General features: G+C 36.0%; 19 protein-coding genes and 4 tRNA genes. 3 read left to right on the top strand and 20 right to left on the bottom strand.

Annotation, left to right across the window (positions count from 1 at the left end):
- Positions 1–5 precede the first annotated feature (5 nt).
- The 19 genes from rpoB to tamL form a co-directional block, all read right to left on the bottom strand.
- Positions 6–3,818, bottom strand: coding sequence for a DNA-directed RNA polymerase subunit beta (gene rpoB / locus QMO11_RS20785; protein ID WP_075602229.1), 3,813 nt, complete (start codon positions 3,816–3,818; stop codon positions 6–8).
- A 104-nt stretch (positions 3,819–3,922) separates the two neighbouring features.
- Positions 3,923–4,300, bottom strand: coding sequence for a 50S ribosomal protein L7/L12 (rplL, locus tag QMO11_RS20790; RefSeq protein ID WP_075602228.1), 378 nt, complete (start codon positions 4,298–4,300; stop codon positions 3,923–3,925).
- 40 nt (positions 4,301–4,340) lie between these two features.
- Positions 4,341–4,859, bottom strand: coding sequence for a 50S ribosomal protein L10 (gene rplJ, locus QMO11_RS20795; protein WP_075602227.1), 519 nt, complete (start codon positions 4,857–4,859; stop codon positions 4,341–4,343).
- Positions 4,860–4,884: 25 nt separating this feature from the next.
- A complete protein-coding gene (gene rplA / locus QMO11_RS20800) occupies positions 4,885–5,580 on the bottom strand; it encodes a 50S ribosomal protein L1 (protein ID WP_282039793.1) in 696 nt (231 codons plus the stop codon).
- A 20-nt stretch (positions 5,581–5,600) separates the two neighbouring features.
- The gene (gene rplK, locus QMO11_RS20805; RefSeq protein ID WP_075602225.1) at positions 5,601–6,044 is read right to left on the bottom strand and encodes a 50S ribosomal protein L11; all 444 of its coding nucleotides are present in this window, start codon (positions 6,042–6,044) and stop codon (positions 5,601–5,603) included.
- Between the two features lie 114 nt (positions 6,045–6,158).
- A complete protein-coding gene (gene nusG / locus QMO11_RS20810) occupies positions 6,159–6,704 on the bottom strand; it encodes a transcription termination/antitermination protein NusG (protein WP_075602224.1) in 546 nt (181 codons plus the stop codon).
- 13 nt (positions 6,705–6,717) lie between these two features.
- Entirely contained in the window at positions 6,718–6,912 is a 195-nt protein-coding gene (secE, locus tag QMO11_RS20815) for a preprotein translocase subunit SecE (RefSeq protein ID WP_075602223.1), read from the bottom strand.
- Positions 6,913–6,973: 61 nt separating this feature from the next.
- Positions 6,974–7,046, bottom strand: a tRNA-Trp gene (locus QMO11_RS20820).
- A gap of 48 nt (positions 7,047–7,094) precedes the next feature.
- Positions 7,095–8,282, bottom strand: a complete 1,188-nt coding sequence (tuf, locus tag QMO11_RS20825; protein ID WP_075602222.1) for an elongation factor Tu — start codon at positions 8,280–8,282, stop codon at positions 7,095–7,097.
- A gap of 66 nt (positions 8,283–8,348) precedes the next feature.
- A tRNA-Thr gene (locus QMO11_RS20830) sits at positions 8,349–8,420 on the bottom strand.
- Positions 8,421–8,428: 8 nt separating this feature from the next.
- Positions 8,429–8,501 (bottom strand) — tRNA-Gly (locus tag QMO11_RS20835).
- Between the two features lie 84 nt (positions 8,502–8,585).
- Positions 8,586–8,668: transfer RNA gene (locus QMO11_RS20840), tRNA-Tyr, on the bottom strand.
- A gap of 169 nt (positions 8,669–8,837) precedes the next feature.
- Positions 8,838–9,137, bottom strand: coding sequence for a ribosome hibernation-promoting factor, HPF/YfiA family (gene hpf, locus QMO11_RS20845; RefSeq protein WP_282039796.1), 300 nt, complete (start codon positions 9,135–9,137; stop codon positions 8,838–8,840).
- Positions 9,138–9,155: 18 nt separating this feature from the next.
- Positions 9,156–10,040 (bottom strand): tyrosine-type recombinase/integrase, encoded by an 885-nt coding sequence (locus QMO11_RS20850; protein ID WP_282039799.1) that lies wholly within the window; start codon positions 10,038–10,040, stop codon positions 9,156–9,158.
- 71 nt (positions 10,041–10,111) lie between these two features.
- Positions 10,112–10,303, bottom strand: coding sequence for a 30S ribosomal protein S21 (rpsU, locus tag QMO11_RS20855; protein ID WP_075602219.1), 192 nt, complete (start codon positions 10,301–10,303; stop codon positions 10,112–10,114).
- A gap of 204 nt (positions 10,304–10,507) precedes the next feature.
- Positions 10,508–11,338: a ComEA family DNA-binding protein gene (locus QMO11_RS20860; RefSeq protein ID WP_282039801.1), complete on the bottom strand. Its 831-nt coding sequence runs from the start codon at positions 11,336–11,338 to the stop codon at positions 10,508–10,510.
- A 175-nt stretch (positions 11,339–11,513) separates the two neighbouring features.
- A complete protein-coding gene (locus QMO11_RS20865) occupies positions 11,514–12,830 on the bottom strand; it encodes a sodium-dependent transporter (RefSeq protein WP_282039802.1) in 1,317 nt (438 codons plus the stop codon).
- 97 nt (positions 12,831–12,927) lie between these two features.
- On the bottom strand, positions 12,928–14,004 hold the full coding sequence (fbaA, locus tag QMO11_RS20870; RefSeq protein ID WP_282039803.1) for a class II fructose-bisphosphate aldolase: 1,077 nt from the start codon (positions 14,002–14,004) through the stop codon (positions 12,928–12,930).
- 255 nt (positions 14,005–14,259) lie between these two features.
- The gene (gene tamL, locus QMO11_RS20875) at positions 14,260–16,566 is read right to left on the bottom strand and encodes a translocation and assembly module lipoprotein TamL (protein ID WP_282039804.1); all 2,307 of its coding nucleotides are present in this window, start codon (positions 16,564–16,566) and stop codon (positions 14,260–14,262) included.
- A gap of 218 nt (positions 16,567–16,784) precedes the next feature.
- Here tamL and QMO11_RS20880 point away from each other — a divergent pair, with 218 nt between their 5' ends.
- Complete coding sequence (locus QMO11_RS20880) at positions 16,785–17,546, top strand: RNA methyltransferase (RefSeq protein ID WP_282039805.1); 762 nt, start codon at positions 16,785–16,787, stop codon at positions 17,544–17,546.
- A 98-nt stretch (positions 17,547–17,644) separates the two neighbouring features.
- Here the strand turns inward: QMO11_RS20880 and QMO11_RS20885 are convergent, their stop codons facing one another.
- On the bottom strand, positions 17,645–18,505 hold the full coding sequence (locus QMO11_RS20885) for a DUF4437 domain-containing protein (RefSeq protein ID WP_282039806.1): 861 nt from the start codon (positions 18,503–18,505) through the stop codon (positions 17,645–17,647).
- Between the two features lie 258 nt (positions 18,506–18,763).
- On the opposite strand from QMO11_RS20885, the gene QMO11_RS20890 reads away from it, so the two are divergent.
- Positions 18,764–20,065 carry a Na+/H+ antiporter family protein gene (locus QMO11_RS20890; RefSeq protein ID WP_282039807.1) on the top strand — a complete coding sequence of 434 codons (1,302 nt, stop codon included), beginning with the start codon at positions 18,764–18,766 and terminating at the stop codon, positions 20,063–20,065.
- 45 nt (positions 20,066–20,110) lie between these two features.
- Positions 20,111–21,355: a threonine/serine exporter family protein gene (locus tag QMO11_RS20895; RefSeq protein ID WP_282039808.1), complete on the top strand. Its 1,245-nt coding sequence runs from the start codon at positions 20,111–20,113 to the stop codon at positions 21,353–21,355.
- The last annotated feature ends 15 nt before the right edge of the window (positions 21,356–21,370 follow it).

A 21,370-nucleotide genomic window follows, 5' to 3' on the forward strand; every position in this document is an offset into this window, starting at 1 on the left:
ATGCTCTAATCAAGATTTACACTTAAACCTAGACCTCTAAGCTCATGTAACAATACATTCAACGATTCTGGAATACCTGGTTTCGGCATTGGATCACCCTTAACAATCGCTTCATAAGCTTTTGCACGACCCATTACATCATCAGATTTAACAGTTAGAATCTCTTGTAGTATGTTTGCAGCACCAAATGCTTCGAGTGCCCAAACCTCCATCTCTCCAAAACGCTGACCACCAAATTGTGCTTTACCACCAAGAGGCTGTTGCGTAATTAAAGAGTAAGGACCGATAGAACGAGCATGCATTTTATCTTCTACCATGTGTCCAAGCTTCAGCATGTAAATAACGCCTACTGTTGCTGGTTGGTGGAAACGTGCACCTGTACCTCCATCATGAAGATATGTTTTACCATATTGTGGAATTCCTGCCTTATCAGTCCAATAATCCATATCAGCCATTTTGGCACCATCAAAAATTGGTGTAGCAAACTTAACACCTAACTCTTTTCCAGCCCATCCAAATACAGTTTCATATATCTGACCAAGGTTCATCCTTGAAGGTACCCCTAATGGATTCAGTACAATATCAACTGGTGTTCCGTCTTCTAGGAAAGGCATATCCTCAACTCTAACGATACGAGAAACGATACCTTTATTTCCATGTCGACCGGCCATTTTATCCCCTACTGTAATCTTACGTTTTTTAGCAATATATACTTTTGCTAATTGTACGATACCTGCAGGTAACTCATCACCAATTGTCAAGTTATATTTTTGACGTTTTTCCTTCGCCTCAAACTCTTGGAACTTCAATAAATAGTTATGAACCATTTTTTGAATTAATGCATTCTTCTCTGCATCAGTTGTCCATTTATTTGGGTTGATATTATGGTAGTCAATATCATTAAGGATCTTTTGAGTAAATTTAGTTCCTTTAGAAACGATATCTACATCAAAATAATCTTTAACACCTTGAGACGTTTTACCATTTACTATGGTAAATAATTTATCAACCAAACGAGTTCTTAAATCTAAAACTGAACGATCAAACTCTTCATCAATTTTAGCAATTAATGGCTTGTCTGAAGAACGTGCTTTTCTATCTTTAATAATACGAGAGAAAAGTTTTTTATTAATAACTACTCCTTTCAATGAAGGAGAAGCTTTTAATGAAGCATCTTTTACATCTCCAGCTTTCTCACCGAAAATGGCACGTAGTAATTTTTCTTCAGGAGTTGGATCACTTTCACCCTTTGGAGTAATCTTACCAATTAAGATATCACCAGGGTTAACATGCGCACCAACTCTAATTAATCCATTCTCATCAAGATCTTTAGTAGCCTCTTCACTTACGTTAGGAATATCTGAAGTTAATTCTTCCAAACCTCGTTTAGTGTCACGTACTTCTAAAGAATATTCATCAATATGAACAGATGTAAAAATATCATCACGAACAACTTTTTCAGAGATCACGATAGCATCCTCAAAGTTATAACCTTTCCAAGGCATAAACGCCACTTTAAGGTTACGTCCTAGTGCTAATTCTCCTTTTTCTGTAGAATATCCTTGTGTTAAAATATCACCAGCTTTAACTCGTTGACCAGGTAAAACCATAGGTTTTAAGTCAATACAAGTGTTCTGGTTCGTTTTTTGGAATTTCTGAATAGAATATCGCTTAGTATCTGTATCAAAACTAACGAATCTTTCATCATCAGTAAGATCATACTTTACAACAATTTCCTCAGCATCAACGAAATCAATAACACCATCTTTTTCTGCAACGATGTTAGTACGAGAATCGCTAATTAATTTTCCTTCTAATCCAGTACCAACAATTGGTGCGTCTGGTTGCAATAATGGAACTGCCTGACGCATCATGTTAGATCCCATCAAAGCACGGTTTGCATCATCATGCTCAAGGAATGGAATTAACGAAGCGGCAACCGAAGCAATCTGATTTGGTGCAACATCCATTAATTGAATTTCCTCAGGCGCAACAACCGGATAATCAGCTTCCTCACGAGCCTTGACTCTAGAGTTAACAAATTTCCCAACTTCATCAAGAGGAGCATTCGCTTGCGCGATAAGTAATGTTTCTTCCTCTTCTGCACTTAAATATTTAACACCATCAGCTGAAAGATCAACTTGTCCATTATCAACTTTACGATATGGTGTTTCGATAAATCCTAAATCATTAATTTTTGCAAATACACAAAGAGATGAAATAAGACCAATATTTGGACCTTCTGGTGTTTCAATCGGGCAAAGACGGCCATAATGTGTGTAGTGAACATCACGAACCTCAAAACCAGCTCTTTCACGAGAAAGACCTCCAGGCCCTAAGGCTGACATACGTCTTTTATGAGTTATCTCTGCCAACGGATTTGTTTGATCCATAAACTGAGATAGAGCATTTGTTCCAAAGAAACTATTAATAACAGAAGATAATGTTTTACTGTTAATAAGTTCAATAGGTGTAAATACCTCATTGTCTCGAACATTCATACGCTCACGAATTGTTCTAGCCATACGAGCTAAACCTACACCAAACTGATTAGATAATTGCTCACCTACAGTACGTACACGACGATTACTTAAGTGGTCAATATCATCTACTTCAGTTTTAGAGTTAATAAGTTCAATTAAATATTTGATGATCTGAATGATATCGGGTTTTGTCAATACCTTAGTATCCATTTCAGTATCTATACCCAACTTCTTATTCAATCTGTAACGGCCAACTTCTCCAAGGTCATAGCGTTTATCAGAAAAGAATAGTTTGTCAATTACATCACGAGCTGTAGCCTCATCAGGTGGCTCAGCGTTTCTTAATTGACGATAAATATGAAGAACAGCCTCTTTCTCAGAGTTACACGGGTCCTTCTGTAAAGTATTATATATAATTGCAAAATCTGAAAGATTCTGGTTTTCTTTATGTAAAAGAATTGTTTTACTACCAGAGTCAACGATTTCTTCAATATGCTCGGTTTCAATAACTGTTTCACGATCGATTATAACTTCGTTACGCTCGATTGAAACAACCTCACCTGTATCTTCATCTACGAAATCCTCAATCCATGTTTTAAGAACACGTGCTGCTAGTTTACGACCAACAACTTTCTTTAAACCAGATTTAGAAACTTTTATTTCATCTGCAAGGTCGAAAATTTCAAGGATATCCTTATCACTTTCGTAACCAATGGCACGTAATAAAGTAGTTACAGGTAATTTCTTTTTCCTATCAATATAGGCGTACATCACACTGTTAATATCAGTAGCAAATTCAATCCACGAACCTTTAAAAGGAATTATACGTGCAGAATATAATTTGGTACCGTTAGCATGAGTACTTTGACCAAAAAACACACCTGGTGAACGATGCAGCTGCGATACAACAACTCGTTCTGCTCCATTAATAATGAAACTACCTTTGTCTGTCATGTATGGTACAGTTCCAAGATAAACATCTTGTACGACTGTATCAAAATCTTCGTGTTCTGGATCAGTACAATATAACTTTAGTTTTGCTTTTAAAGGCACACTAAAAGTTAAACCACGCTCAGTACATTCTTGTATACTATAACGAGGTGGATCAATACCAAAATCAAGAAACTCTAATACGAAATTATTTCGTGTATCTGTAATTGGAAAGTTTTCAGCAAAGACTTCGTAAAGTCCTTCGATACGTCTTTCCTCTTGTGTAGTTCCGAATTGAAAGAATTCTCGGAACGATTTTAATTGTACTTCTAAAAAATCTGGATACTCTAATTGATTTTTTATAGAAGCAAAGCTAATTCTTTCGCTTGTATTAATTGGAGTCATTTATTAACGAATTAATTGAACTTAATAACATAAATGCATAAAAAGGCATAGGAACTTATCAATGATAAGTCCCTAAACCAACCCTATATTATAGGTAGTAGTAATTACTTAAGTTCAACTTCAGCTCCAGCTTCAGTTAATTGAGTTTTTAAAGCTTCAGCTTCTTCTTTAGAAACTTTTTCTTTTAATGGAGCAGGTGCTTTGTCAACTAATTCTTTAGCTTCTTTAAGACCTACACCAGTCATTTCTTTAACTAATTTTACGATAGCTAGTTTTGAAGAACCAGCTGATTTTAAAATTACGTCAAATTCAGTTTGCTCTTCAGCAGCACCGGCATCACCACCAGCGGCAGGACCAGCAACAGCAACAGCTGCAGCAGCAGGCTCAATACCATATTCGTCTTTAAGGATCTCTGCAAGCTCGTTAACGTCTTTTACTGTTAAGTTAACTAATTCTTCTGCAAGCTTCTTTAAATCTGCCATTTCTCTAAATATTAAAATATTAATTCTTTACTTTTTTTACTTATTCTTTTTCGGCTAATGTCTGTAAGACACCATGTATTGTTGAACCACCTGATTGAAGTGCCGAAATAACATTCTTCGCTGGTGATTGTAATAGACTGATGATATCGCCTAGTAATTCGTCTTTAGACTTAATTGTAGCTAGGGCTCCTAATTGGTCTGCACCTATATACAATGATTCTTCAACGTAAGCACCTTTTAATACTGGCTTTTTATTAGCCTTAGCAAAATCTTGAATTAATTTTGCTGGTACATTACCTACATTTGTGAAGAAAACAGCTGAAGATCCAACTAGAGATCCATAAAGTTCTTCATAGTCACCTTCTGTTTGATCAAGAGCTTTAACGAATAGTGAGTTTTTCACCATCATCATTTTAACCTCTTTACTAAAACATAATCTACGAAGGTCACTTGTTTTACCTGCATCCATACCACCAGCATCAACCACATAAAAGTGGTTATAGTCAGCAATATTTTGCTTTAGTTCTTTTACAAGTAAGCTTTTATCTTCCTTATTCATGATTCCTTTTTTCTGTAGTTAAACATTAAGCATCTACCGACTTGGCGTCAATACGAACACCGGGACTCATAGTACTAGAAAGACCAATACTTTTCACATAAGTACCTTTTGCTGAACTTGGCTTAAGTTTTAGAATAACATTCATAAACTCTTTTGCATTTTCAACAAGCTTTTGCTCATCAAAGGATACTTTTCCAACTGAAGCGTGAATTATACCGAATTTATCAACTTTAAAGTCAATTTTACCCGATTTTACTTCCTGAACAGCCTTACCAACTTCCATTGTAACAGTACCACTCTTAGGGTTTGGCATAAGACCACGAGGACCTAAAACACGTCCTAATTGTCCAACTTTAGCCATAACACTAGGCATAGTAATAATCACATCAATGTCAGTCCAGCCACCTTTGATCTTTTCAACGTATTCATCCAATCCAACGTAATCAGCACCTGCAGCTTTCGCTTCTTCTTCCTTATCTGGAGTACAAAGTACAAGAACACGAGTTTCTTTACCAGTACCATGAGGAAGCGTACAAATACCTCTTACCATTTGGTTTGCTTTTCTTGGATCAACACCTAAACGTACGTCAATATCTACCGAAGCATCAAATTTAGTAGTGGTAATTTCCTTTACCAATTTGGCTGCTTCTTCGAGAGAATATTGTTTTCCCGCTTCGATTTTATCTAACGCTAACTTTTTACTTTTTGTTAGTTTTGTCATAACTCCAAAATGGTATTAAATTAATTATCACCTGGGAATTCACCATCAATGGTGATACCCATACTTCTGGCAGTTCCAGCAACCATACGCATACCGGATTCTACTGTAAAACAATTCAAATCAGCCATCTTATCCTCAGCAATTGCTTTAACTTGGTCCCAATTTACTGATCCAACCTTTTTACGGTTTGGCTCAGGAGAACCTCCTTTAAGCTTTGCAGCATCTAAAAGTTGAACAGCTGCTGGTGGTGTTTTAATAACAAAATCAAAAGATTTGTCAGTATACACCGAAATAACAACTGGTAAAACTTTACCTGCTTTTTCTTGAGTTCTGGCGTTGAATTGCTTACAAAACTCCATAATATTTACACCTTTGGCACCTAATGCAGGACCTACAGGTGGTGAAGGGTTTGCTGCTCCACCTTTTATCTGTAATTTGATAAAAGTTTCTACTTCTTTAGCCATGTAGCAATTCTTATTAATTATTATATATATTAAAGGCGTGAACTAAACTTGTGTTGCAGTGGATAAGAGATAAATCTCTTATGGAAGCTTAACGTACAATTTAGAATAATTCAACTACTCTTTCTCAACCTGTAGAAAACTCAATTCCAATGGTGTTTTTCTTCCGAAAATTTTAACCATTACTTGAAGCTTTCTCTTTTCTTCATTTACTTCTTCGATAATTCCATTAAAACCATTGAATGGACCGTCTATTACTTTAACGGTTTCTCCAACAAAATATGGAATATCTAAATCCTCTTCAGTATCTGATAACTCATCAACTTTACCAAGAATCCTATTTACTTCGGACATACGTAAAGGTACCGCACTATTATCTCTATCACCTAAGAATCCGATAACATTTGGAATACTTTTAAGAATATGAGGAATCTCTCCAACAAGTGCAGCCTCAATCATTACATATCCTGGGAAGTAGTTACGCTCTTTACTGATTTTTTTACCATTACGAATTTGGTAAACTTTCTCAGTTGGAATTAAAACTTGAGCAATATAATCTTGAAGATTTAAACGCTCAATTTCATTTTCAACGTATTCTTTAACTTTTTTCTCTTTACCTCCAATGGCTCTTAATACATACCATTTTTTATCGACGCTACCCATCTATTACCAATTGTTAGTAAAGTTGTTTATATAACCAATCTAGTGTATTATCGAACGAAACATCCATTCCCCAAACAATAAGTGCAATTATAGTTGAAGCTACCATTACAATTAATGCACTATTTTGAAGCTCAGGCCAAGTTGGCCACGACGTCTTGTGAACTAATTCCTCTTGAACGTCTTTGAAATAATTAACAATCTTACTCACTGGATTATAATTTTATCTGAATACAAAGCATCATAAAAATGCTTAAATCTTTCTTTCTCTGCACGGGTTAAGAGACTCGAACTCCTGACACCTGGTTTTGGAGACCAGTGCTCTACCAACTGAGCTAAACCCGTATAACAAGAATAATGGAAGGATTTCTCCTTCCATTATCACCTATATTGTTACTCTACAATTTCAGTTACCTGACCTGCACCTACAGTTCTACCACCCTCACGGATAGCGAAACGAAGACCTTGATCGATAGCTACTGGGTAGATAAGCTCAACAGTGATTGTTACGTTATCACCTGGCATTACCATTTCAGTACCTTCTGGAAGAGAAATCTCACCAGTTACATCAAGAGTACGTAAATAAAACTGAGGACGGTATTTGTTATGGAAAGGAGTGTGACGACCACCTTCTTCTTTCTTCAATACATAAATCTCAGCTTTAAACTTAGTGTGAGGAGTAATTAATCCTGGAGCACCAAGAACCATACCTCTTTTGATTTCAGTTTTGTCGATACCACGTAATAATAAACCTACGTTATCACCAGCTTCACCTCTATCAAGAATCTTACGGAACATCTCTACTCCAGTACATACAGTTTTCTTTCCTTCAGCACCTAAACCGATAATTTGCATTTCATCACCAGTGTTGATTACACCAGACTCAATACGACCTGTTGCAACAGTACCACGACCTGTAATTGAGAAAACATCCTCAACAGGCATTAAGAAAGGCTTATCAATATCACGTGGAGGAAGAGGAATCCATGTATCAACAGCTTCCATAAGCTCCATAATCTTTTCAGACCACTTAGCATCTCCATTAAGTCCACCTAAAGCAGAACCTTGGATTACAGGAGTGTTATCACCATCAAACTCATAAAAGTCTAACAACTCACGAATTTCCATTTCTACTAACTCTAAAAGCTCTTCATCGTCAACCATGTCAACTTTGTTCATAAACACAACTAGTTTAGGAACGTTTACCTGACGTGCAAGTAGAATGTGCTCGCGAGTTTGAGGCATAGGACCATCAGTAGCAGCAACTACAATAATAGCACCATCCATCTGCGCAGCACCAGTTACCATGTTTTTCACATAATCGGCGTGACCTGGACAGTCAACGTGTGCATAGTGACGGTTTGCAGTTTGATACTCAACGTGAGCAGTATTAATTGTAATACCTCTTTCTTTCTCCTCAGGAGCGTTATCAATTTGATCAAAATCTCTTGCTTCTGATAACCCAGCTTCAGCCAAAACTTTTGTAATAGCAGCTGTTAAAGTGGTTTTACCGTGGTCTACGTGACCGATAGTACCGATGTTCACGTGAGGCTTTGACCTGTCAAAATGTTCTTTAGCCATAACTCGAATAATTAGACAATTAAAATATTAACTATTAATTTTTATAAAAAACCGAACCAGAAATAGAGCCAATGATGGGAATTGAACCCATGACCTCTTCCTTACCAAGGAAACGCTCTACCCCTGAGCTACATCGGCGGAAAAAGAGCGGGAGACGGGATTCAAACCCGCGACCCTTAGCTTGGAAGGCTAATGCTCTATCAGCTGAGCTACTCCCGCTTTTGCTTCGGGGCTACAAAGGTAATGATTTATTAATCAAAAACTTCGCAAACCCGAATAAAATTTAATATTTTCTGGTTCTTGTGGGCAGAGCAGGATTCGAACCTGCGAAGTCGAAAGACAACGGAGTTACAGTCCGTCCCAGTTGGCCGCTTTGGTATCTGCCCAAGTCCTTTTCGTTAAAAGAAACTTTATTTCATTTCACAGGCTGATTATATTACTATAATCAGCCTGTGATTTTATTTATTTTTTATCCTAAAAGTTTTACCTTTTTAAAACGGTGTGCAAATGTAGGATTATTTTTCCACTGCGCAAAAATAATTAGTTATTTTTTAATTATTTAGCTTTCACCTTCTCTTTGTACTTAATAAGTTGCTTTCTCAAAGCTTCACAAGAAGAATCTACAGCTTCTTCAAAAGATTTATTCTGCTTCTTTGCAAATAAATCTCCCCCAGGAACTTTCAAGTTAATTTCAGCTACCTTATTCTCACTAGATTCAGCTTTATCAAGCTTCAATATAACTTCAGCATCAATAATACCGTCAAAAAACACATCTAATTTACTCACCTTCTGCTCAATAAAACCTTGTAAATGATCAGCGGCGTCAAACTTCACCGATTGAATTGTAATATTCATACGTAATCCTCCTTAAATTTAAGACCGCGGATGGGCCTGTTTATATATATCAGTTATTTTTTCAAAACTACTATGAGTGTACACTTCAGTAGCAGTTAAGTTAGAGTGACCTAACAATTCTTTTATAGCATTCAAATCAGCACCCGCATTTAACAGCGACGTAGCAAAAGAATGCCTTAGAACGTGCGGGCTCTTTTTTTGCAAGGTAGTAACAGATGACAAATATTTATTAACAACTCTGTAAATTAACTTAGCATATACCGCATCTCCTTTCTTTGTTAAAAAGAAAAATCCATTATCACCAATTTCAAATTCCTGATTTCTTACTACCAAGTATTTCTTAATTAATAACAAAAGATTTGCATTAAGAGGTATATAGCGTTGCTTTTTGTATTTACCTGTAACTTTAATTTCTTTTAATGAAAAATCAAAGTCATTATCTCTTAAACCAACCAATTCAGAACGTCGCAATCCCACACCATACAATAATTCAAGAATGAGTCTATCTCTGACACCTTCATAATCGCTTGTAAAAGGGAATTCATCTAACAAAAGATCCATTTCGGACTCTCTTACAAATATTGGAATTTTTTTTGGAATCTTTGGAGTACTTATGTCTTTTGCCGGATTAATTTCGACAAATCCTTCACGCATAAGATAATTGAAGTATGATTTAAGTGATGTTATTTTACGACCTACACTTTTCGGTGCCATACCCTCACCTACCAAATAAACAACCCAACTACGAACTAGTTTACGATTGACATCAGACACATGAGTTACATCTTTCTGTTTAGCAAAAAGAATAAATTGTTCGAGATCACAGCTATATGAAGCAATTGTATGTTCAGAACTGCGCTTCTCGAACTCTAAATATTTTATAAAAGATTCTATTAAAATCATGTAAGGTCAATTGGAACTATTCGTTTAAACGAATATAACAAATTTTACACTATTGACCTTAAGAATTTAATTTAATCCTCGTTTTGTTGTAATTGCTGTATGTAAATAGCTTTTTTAACCTCTTCTCTTCTTTTAACAGAAGGTTTAGTGAAAGCTTGACGTGAACGCAAAGATCTCATCGCTCCAGTTTTCTCAAATTTTCTTTTGAATTTTTTTAATGCTCTCTCGATGTTTTCGCCTTCTTTAATTGGAATAACAATCATAACTATCTCCTTTGATTTTTTATTTTCTCTAAATTTTATTACTTAAAACTCAAATAATCAGAAACTTCTGAGCACACAACGGTACACTTGTTGATTATTTGCAGGTGCAAAGAAAGCAAAGTTTTTTCACGTCAACAAACTTTACGAATTCTTTTTACATCTAAACTTAACAAACCTAATGATAATGTACTAATTTACAACGCACTACCAAGCTATTATATAAGGAATTATTTTACCCAACCCACTTCCTGTCAATTGTTTATAAAATTCAGATATTTCGCCACTACCCTTATATTCTTCGTACAATTTCAATACTTTTTCTGCTTGTTTTCTATTGAGATATGCATGCTTGGCTAACATGGTTATATTATACTCAGACAAGTCTATTTTACGTATATCTTTCTGCGAAGCATAAAACTCAACTTTAATCACTACGCAAAGCGGTTTATTAATTCCATAAACCTCATCAATTTGTTTCATATCATAAAAACCACCAAGGGCCTTACGGAAATTAATTATACGAGATGCCAATTTTGAACCAAGTCCATTTACCTTAACAAGATCACTGTAAGTTGCCTTATTAATATTTAGCTTACTTTTCTTATTAGGTATAAACTTAGTCTCAACTTTAGGGGCCTGCACTATCCTAACATAAGGTGAAATTTTATTATACAGAGTACTATCAACACCATAAATCTTTTTTAGGTCAGTTGTTTTTTTGAAACTACCACCTGCTTTACGATAAGATAAAAGATTTTTGGTTTGATACGAATTAAAACCCAATTTCATTAAGTCTTCCTTAGAAATAAGGTTAGGATCAAAACTAAACAATTGTAGAGGTCGATCACGTTGTTCCTTGAGTGAATCATTAAGCGCATTGAAGTACCTTTCATATTCAGTTACTTCTTTTTTGTAAATAGATTCGAAATATGATGGCAAAAGACCCCTTACTATTAATAGTATAACAATAAGCAGCACAAGAACTATAATACCCCTTTGTTGCGATCGAGTATATAAAAACAGTTTATCAAACATAGATTAGGTTTTAACGGGAGCTTAAAAAAAGTAAGCGCTATCATTTTTAATAATCAAAGACACCTTTTTACATAAAACGAACTTCAATTATTAAAACAATAACGCCACTATTAAACTTGTAGTTTATTAGCTCTTATAAAAATAAGAACATTACTAGAAAAAGCAAATTTGCATTTTAAAAGACACCTAAGCTTTGTAATAAAACAATAGCTACTGCTACAGGAGCAATGTATTTTACAATAAGCATTATAACTTTAAACATAGCCACCTTTTTACCGTGACTCTCTAACTCTGCTCTTACAACTTCCTTATCTAAAACCCAACCAACAAAAATTGCTATTAAAAGACCTCCGAAAGGCAACAGCAAATTAGAGGATGTCCATTCAAAAAGATCAAATAACTTTGGTGACACCACACAAAACACGCCTAAAACCGTAATAGAAACAGCAGCTAAAACTGTTGCTTTTTTACGCTCAAGCTTTAATTCCTCAGAAAAATAGGCAACTACTACCTCAAGTAACGAAACCGATGAAGTTAAGGCAGCAATTAATAGCAATATAAAAAAGGCTACTGCAAAAACATATCCGCCCATCATTTGACTAAAAACTTGTGGTAAAACTACAAACACTAAACCTGGGCCTTCACCCGGCTCAATACCAAAAGCAAACACAGCAGGAAAAATAGCCACCCCCGATAAGATTGCAATTAATGTATCAGCAAAAGAAACCGACACTGCAGTATTCAATAAATTTTCTTTTTTTGAAATGTAAGATCCGTAAGTTGCAATAACACCCATACCTATACTTAAAGAGAAGAAAGCTTGCCCAAGCGCACTTAGAATTACATCACCAGTAATCTTACTAAAATCAGGCTTAAATAAAAATTCAATCCCAGCCATTGCCCCATCTAAGGTAACAGCCCTTAAACAAAGAACAACTATAATTACAAACAACAAAGGCATTAGCACCTTAGTATATTTTTCAATTCCGTTTTGAATACCTCCACGCACAATAAATGCGGTCATTGCCATGAAAACAACAAGGTAAAAAATTGGCTGAATAGTAGACCCTGAGAATGTATCGAATAAAATTTTAAGCTCTGCATTACTCTGCCCTGCTAATTGATTAGTTACTGCAAGCCATATATACTCTACAGTCCAACCAGCAACCACTCCATAAAATGACAATATTAAGAAAGCTGCTGCAACCCCCATAATGCCGACAATTTTAAAAAAAGGAGCTTTGGGGGCTAAAGATGGAAAAGCCCTAAATGCATTCACCTGTGCTTTTCGCCCAATCATTAACTCAGATAGCATTACTGGAATTCCAATAAGAACAATAAAAAATAAATACAATAACAAAAAGGCCCCTCCGCCATTTTCTCCAACAACATATGGGAAGCGCCAAATGTTACCTAAACCTACTGCCGAACCTGCTGCTGCTGCTATTACACCAAACTTACTTGAGAATCCATCTCTATTACTATGAGCCATAATGAATTAATAATGTTTACAAAGTGCAAATATATTGAAAAAAGAAAGCCCCCACCAAAAATGGTGAGGGCTTTAAAGTTATTTTGTACTATTTAACTTATAGTACGTCAATACAGTTAAGATCGCTGTAAGCAACTTTTAATCTTTCAACTAAAGAAACTTGACCTTTTCTTAACCATACACGTGGATCGTAATATTTTTTGTTTGGCTTATCGTCACCATCTGGGTTACCGATTTGACCTTGTAAGTACTCACGGTTTTCAGCTTCGAATACGCGGATACCATCCCAAGTAGCCCATTGTGTATCTGTATCGATGTTCATTTTAACAACACCATAACCGATAGCTTCGCGGATTTCTTCTAAAGTAGAACCTGATCCACCATGGAATACAAAGTTTACTGGATTTGAAGATAAACCATGCTTCTCCTCGATGAATTTTTGAGAGTTATCAAGAATTTTTGGAGTAAGAACAACGTTACCTGGCTTATATACACCGTGTACATTACCGAAAGAAGCAGCAATTGTGAAGTTAGGACCAACTTCTTTTAATACTTCGTAAGATTGGTTTACTTCTTCTGGTTGAGTATAAAGTAAAGCGTTGTCAACATCAGAGTTATCAACACCATCTTCTTCACCACCTGTAATACCTAATTCAATCTCGATAGTCATACCGATTTTGTTCATTCTTTCGAAATAAGCTTTACAAGTTGCTAAGTTTTCTTCTAAAGGCTCCTCAGAAAGGTCTAACATATGAGAAGAAAATAATGGCTTACCTGTTTCTTCGAAATGCTTTTCACCAGCATCTAATAACCCGTCAATCCAAGGTAATAATTTTTTAGCAGCGTGGTCAGTATGAAGAATCACTGGCACACCATAAGCTTCAGCCATAATATGTACATGCTTAGCAGCAGCTACAGCACCTAAAATTTGAGCTTCTTGACCTGCAAGACCAATACCTTTACCTGCACAGAAAGCAGCACCACCGTTTGAAAGCTGAATGATAACTGGAGAGTTAACTACTTTAGCAGCTTCTAAAACACCGTTAATTGAATCAGTACCAACAACGTTTACTGCTGGAATTGCAAAACCGTTTTCTTTTGCTACTTGAAATAACTTTTGTACATCATCACCAGTAACAACACCTGGTTTTACTACATCTAAAACTTTTTTCATCGTGTCTTTATTTATAATAATTTAGAGACCTTCCTGTTAAATATGCAACAGGCAACATATATTAATTAACTTATTTTCTTCTTATCTATAATTTCTGATAAGCAATACTCTGTTTATGAATTAATAAACGGACAAAACTGACAGAAATCATATTTGTTGCGCAAAAGTACAAAATTATTAAGAAACTGTATATTAATTATAATTAAAATACACGATGCTTTATAGCAGAAAACATAATACGCAGCAATATTTAGTTTAAAAAGGATAACCTATTGCAAAATTAAAAGCTAAATCATCCCAAACAAAGGCCCGATTAGCAGGAATCCATCTCTCGCCTTTGGGTAAAACAGGGTCTTTTAATTTTACTCCCATATCCAAACGAAAAACAAAATATTTCATATCAAATCTTGCTCCTAACCCTGTACCAACAGCTAACTTTTCAACAAAATTATTGAATGCAAATTTACCCCCTGGTTGACTTTCTTCTTCTCGAAGGTTATAAACGTTACCCACATCTAAAAAAACAGCTCCTTCAAGAGCACCAATTAATTTAAAACGATGCTCAATATTAAACTCTATTTTAATATCACCAACCTGATTGTAAAAACTCAAACTATCAGAGCTAAATGAACCGGGCCCTAGACCGCGAACAGGCCATGCTCTAATACTATTTGCTCCTCCAGAAAAATAACGCTCTTCAAACGGCAATACATTTAAATTACCATACGGGAAGCCAATACCAATAAACATTCGGTAAGCTATGCTGTTTACAGAATTTACGTATTGATGGTAGCGCAAATCGATATCACCTTTAATGAACTGAGCATAACGAATTCCTAAGACTTCGTAATATCCCTCCTCTTCTTTATTTAAGAATGAATGCGCTACTAAGTCAAATATATTTCCTCCTTCGCTAAAATTAAAATTCGCGTATAAAAAGTTTTTACGGACACCTACTTGTTGCTCATTATAAACGATTGAATAAGATAATCCTCCTATTAAGTGATCTTGATAAGAATACTGCAAGTAATTATCTTTTATCTGCTCCCAGAATTCAGGATGTATATCTGATACAATTACATAATTCAGTCCAAATGGTGTAAAGGAGTGAGAAACATACTTATTCCCTTTCCATAGATACCCAATACGCGCATTGGCGATAGTTCTTGTATAATCTGGTCTACGCTGATAATTATAGGATCCACCAAGCGATGTTTTAGGGTTATAACGTTTCCTAAAACTTGAAACTTTAAATGGCATCCAAAATTTAGGGAAAATAATACGCGTTTCAGCACGTACTTCAACTGTATTAAACCCTTCTTTTTCTCTAGTTTGCTGATTTTGAGCCGAAGCACCAAAGTTAACATTAAACTCCTCTGCACCTTTAAAGATATTTTTATGCTGATACTTTATATTACCTCCAGCCCCAAGGTTACCCGATGAATTTATTCCTTCTATTTCCACAGCGTAAGACTGTGGCTTGGCTGGCACTAATTGTACATTACATTGCAACCACTTAACATCACCTTTCGCAGTATCCGGAGCTTGAACCTCCTGAAAACTCACATTAATAAATCTATAAATACGCAGACTTGAGAGTAAACTATGGGTTCTTTTTACCAAACTGGCTTGATAGGTTTGTCCTGGAACTATATAGTTAGAATTATAAATAACCTCAGGTTTCACATTCATTTCACCATCATGCAGAAAGTAGAGCCCTTTGTATTTTAGAGTATCAAAGCCTGCAAAATATTCATTTTGATCTTTAACTACTTTCTTAGGATCAACTCCTAGTCGGAAATAAACATCTTTTATATTATAGGTAGGATGATTATAGAGAGAATCCTCACCATTTGTTATTTCTAATCGCGCTTTACTGATAATTAAGGAATCGTTTACTAGATAGTTACCCAAAGTTGTATCTACCTTAAAATGGATGGCTTCCTTAGAAAAACCGTAATAACCATTCTCTTGCAAATATTTTGTAATTCGATCCCTTTCAGCATCGTGCAATGTCACATCAAAAGGCGACCCATTCTTAAGCAAACTGTTTAGCGAATCTGATTGCACCAAGGCCTCAATATCAGCATCGTTACTTTGAACTGCAAAATCATTTACTTTAAATTGTTCGCCTGCATTTATATCGTAAATAACCTTTAGCTTTTTAGCGCGTTTCTTTTTAACACTATCAACTACTACTGAATGATAATACCCTTTATTACGCATATAAATAGATAACTGATCAGTAGTTTGATCTGCTAAAAAACTATCGTATACAATAGGAGCTTCACCGGAAGACTTTAATTTTTTGTTAATCCACTTTGAAGAATCCTTCCCGGCTAAATTGTACAACCACAAGTGAAATTTAAGTCCCCCTAAAATAGTTACATTAGAGTGCTGCTTAATAAATGGTTTATAAGCATCCTTGGAAATACCCTTTGCCGTATTTTTAACCTCTACTTTAGTTAACAAGTAAGATCCATCAGGTACATTTCGTGTAGATTTACATCCAACTAAAATTAAAACTGAGACTAAAACAATATAAACTCTAAAACTTCTCAATGGTTAATTTGAAATATTTATTTTTGCAATACATAACAGGGCACTAAAATACTATAACATTTAGGCATTCTTATAAAATATTACACCAAAATTGTTTTTAGGTTCATTAAATATGAAACCTCAAAGAACACCATCAATTTTGAAGCAATATTTTTAAAAAGAAAACAGTGTGATACGAATTGCTTACTTGTTTATAAACAGCCATAAATACTAAAAAAATGATTACAAATAATCAGATAAAACTAATTAACTCACTAGCTAAGAAAAAACACAGAGATGCAAATCAACTTTTTATTGCTGAAGGTGATAAGTTAGTTTATGATTTATGTGTTAATAATCATCCAATTGAACATATTTATGCGACTTCTGAATGGATTCATTCACATTCTATATCTAGCTCAATACCTATTTCAGAAACCAACAATCAATATCTGAAGAAGGTAACACAACTTAAAACGGCACCGCAAGTTATTGCCCTTTGCAAAATTAAAGAAGATACTACTGATAAAATTGACCTTAGTAAAGAATTGGTTATTGCCCTAGATAACATCCAAGACCCTGGGAACCTAGGTACGATTATTAGATTGGCTGATTGGTTTGGCATCAAGCATATTGTTTGCTCAAATGAGACTGTAGATGTTTATAACCCAAAAGTTGTTCAAGCTACAATGGGGGCCATAGCCAGAGTCAACACCAACTACACCGTGCTCACTAATTTTTTAGAAGATATTAAGGAAGATGTTCCTGTGTATGGTACTTTTTTAGATGGCGATAATATATACCAGTCTGAATTAAGCACCAATGGTATTATTGTGATGGGTAACGAAGGACAGGGCATCAGTTCTGAAATTGCTCAGTTAGTGAACAAGCGCTTATTAATACCCAATTTTTCGGATACACCGAATACTTCTGAATCGCTAAATGTATCTATGGCCACTGGCATTACCTTATCTGAATTCAAACGTAATTTATCTCATTAAATAAATAAGCTTCTAAGTTGTTTTGTCTATAGTCAACAACTTAGAGGCTTATTAACTCTGCTCCGTGTGTTTCAATTATTTCAAAGCGATGCGGTAAACTACTTAACGGACACAACACGATACTTCCCCTTACTACGTATGTAAATAAGAACTTCAGCATTGGTATTATTACTAAGCTGATGAACGCCACCTCCTGTTGATGCAAAATAACTCCCGGGAGATAAAAGTTTCTCTGAAGTTTGTGTTTTAGATGAATAGCCGGGCTCCCCGTTTATTACAACAGCCTTAAAACTTTCTCCTGCTGAAATAACTTTCCCTTTAAATCCTGCGGGCAACTTTATAAGTGAGCCATTCAAATCGCTTACTGCCTCATCCCATAAAAATGTGACCTGAGCGGTATTATTTGTGTTAGCTTCTGACTGCACCCACTCAATATCTGCTGCATTCAGCCATACTAAATTCGACTCCTCTACATTCACAGGATGCTCTTCACTATCAAAATGCTCCTCTTCGGGTAAAACCAAATAAGGACCTTCTTCAATTTCTATGTAAGCCAAAGTATAATTACCTTCTGCAGCAGTGATGTGCACTTCACCTTTAGGTTGTGTCCAAAACGACCCGGCAGGCATCCACATTTTTGCAGCTTCAGGATCATCGTTATGCAACACCCCACTAATGACAACACCCCGATATGAGACATTATGAATATGAGGTGGCGATGAAAATCCATCATTGGGTTTAAGCAAAAATCCAGTGGCTTCCTTACCCTTTCTATCCCCCCACAGGGTACCTGCTTTGGGAGCTAGATCTCCTCGTTTTGGATTCAAGTGCGTCCACTCCACATCAGAAGCCAATACCAACTCATAGTTCGCTGTGTCAATTGGTTCTTTACTATCTTTTGTTGCATTATTGCATGAGCTAAATAATGCCAACATTGCAAAAATCTGTATCAATTTCATACCTAATCATTAAAAGTCTATTGTCCAAAGGGTCAATATTCGATTTGGATTCATTCTCATCAAAACATTCCCATATTATAAGTAACACAAACATAGGCACTATGTTGATTCCATAAGATGTAAGAAAATGGGTAATTATTGTATAATACAAGGATAAATACGAACTACTAATAACAAGCTAAGATTTCAAATAGTATGAATATTCGCCTTAACTTATCTATTTTTGTGCAATACATAGTTTGAAATAATATGAATGGAATGGAAATACTCCTAAATCCGGTTGTTGTAGCGGTTATTGTTATGATAATACTTTGCCTAGCGCGCATGAATGTAATACTCTCGCTAATTATTGCGGCTTTAGTTGGAGGTGCTATGGCCAACAAATCGCTTGAGGAATCCATCAACCTGCTTATTCAAGGCATGGGCGATAATGCCAAAACTGCATTGAGCTATCTTTTATTAGGCGCTTTTGCTGTGGCCATTGAAAAAACAGGTGCAGCATTATTGTTAGCGCGCAAAGTAACCCAAATTACCAAGGGCAAAAAAGGAATTCTTCTTTTAGGCATTACCTCTCTTGCTTGCGCTTCTCAAAACCTCATCCCCGTTCACATTGCCTTTATTCCTATTGTGATCCCTCCGCTTTTGCACCTCATGAATAAAATGAATCTTGATAGAAGAGCTGCTGCCACCGCACTTACCTTCGGCTTAAAGGCTCCGTATATTATGATACCGGTTGGTTTTGGCTTGGTATTCCATAACCTCATTCAAGAACAAATGACCGCAAACAAGCTTGCCATAGAAACCAATCAAATTTGGAAAGCCCTTTTTATTCCAGGCTTAGGAATGATTGTAGGCTTATTGTTTGCTCTATTTATAAGTTACCGTAAAGCCCGAATTTATAAAAACATCCTCCCCAACGAAGAAAAGGAAGAAGAGTTAAAGTTTGAGAAGAAACATCTATTCACATTATTGGCGGCTATTATTGCCTTTGTGGTTCAGTTGATAACTGACTCCCTTGTTTTAGGGGCCATTGCTGCGCTTATAACCATGTTTGCCACTAGGGCAATCACTTGGAAGGTATTAAACGAATCGGTGAACGGCGGTATTGCCATGATGGGATTTGTGGCCATTGTAATGCTCGTAGCTGCTGGTTTTGGTAATGTAATACGCGAAACGCAAGGGGCAGGACAATTGGTAGAAGCCATACAAAGTAGCATTGGACATAGCAAAGTAATTGCGGCTACGCTTATGTTGGTGCTCGGTTTATTCTTAACCTTGGGTATTGGCACTTCTTTTGGAACTGTGCCTATTTTAGCGGCTTTATTTTGTCCCTTGGGAGAGTCCTTAGGATTTTCAACCATGGCCATTGTTGCGCTATTGGGCACTGCCGCTGCCTTGGGCGATGCTGGTTCTCCCGCTTCGGATAGCACCTTGGGACCTACTGCCGGACTGAACGTTGATGGACAGCACGATCACATTTGGGATACCTGCGTACCAACATTCCTGCATTTTAATATTCCGCTTATTATATTTGGAGTAATTGCTGCCTTGGTATTATAAATCCTGACCAAAACTTAACTACAATTTAAAACCGATCAATCTCCTATGGAAATAAATACAAAAGCGCCGCTTGACGATAAGGCTACTAAACTAAAATATCAGTTTATCATCAACTTTGGAAAGGCGGCGCATGCCTATGGTTCATCTTCCATTAGGTTGGAGATATATCTTGGGAGATTATCTGATGTTTTAAAAATAGATGGCCATTTTAGAGTTACCCCAAATCAACTTATTTTTGCTTTTAACGAAGAGGATAAAATTGGCCAGACTACTCACCTATCGTCTGTTATTAGTGGCAGCTTCGACATGCACAAATTAGCTAAGCTAGATGAACTTGCGAGCGAACTTGATACCGGTGAAATATCCATTGAGGAAGCTTTTAACAGACTTAAGGAAATACAAAAACTAAAGAATCCATTTGGATATAGTTGGACCGGACTAAGTTATATTTTTGCAGGAGTTGGTTTCGCCGGAATTTTATCTGGCAGCTGGATGGATGTGTTATTCTCGGGATTAATGAGCTTAATTGTTTATGGCATTGTACTGATTTCTAAAAATTCGAAAGAGCGATGGGCCAGTTTAATTCCTATAAGCACTGCCTTTGTGGTAGCTGTGCTATCTGTATTATTAAAACACTTTTTTATTAGTGAGCTCAATTATATTGCCGTAACCTTATCAGCTATTATTATTCTAATTCCAGGTTATTCGGTAAGTATCGGCATTTCAGAATTAGTGAATAGTCATGTCATATCAGGCTTAACCAATCTGATAAATGGCCTCGTTTATTTATTAAAACAATTTGTAGGCGCATGGGTCGGCTTCACCCTAGTATTGGCATTTATAAATGTAAACCCTGCCGTTGCACAACCCATTGATCCCATTTGGATGTGGATGCTCATCCCAATATTAATTATAGCATTGCCAATAGTATTTCAAACTTCAGCCAACGATTTTGGATGGGCCGTGCTATCATGTGCGATGGCATATTTAGGCTTTTTGTTGGGAAGCGAGCTTGGAGATAACAACATAGGCGTTCTCATAGGGGCTGTTTTAGCAGGAATTTTTGCCAATACTTGGGAGTGGAAAACTAAAAAACCTGGCTCAATTGTATTGCTTCCGGCAATTATGATACTTGTGAGTGGTAGTATCGGATTCCGAGGACTTGTTTCGGTGGCTCAAGGAGACGCAGATGGTACTGCGCAATTTCTCGAAATGTTTATTATTGCTGCCACCTTAGCGGCAGGTTTTATTATTGCCGATGCTTTAATTAAACCTAAATACAATCTGTAAATTATTCCCATTCGA

The sequence above is a fragment of the Saccharicrinis aurantiacus genome, from assembly GCF_947489045.1.
In the GTDB taxonomy this organism is placed as follows: Bacteria; Bacteroidota; Bacteroidia; order Bacteroidales; family Marinilabiliaceae; genus Saccharicrinis; species Saccharicrinis aurantiacus.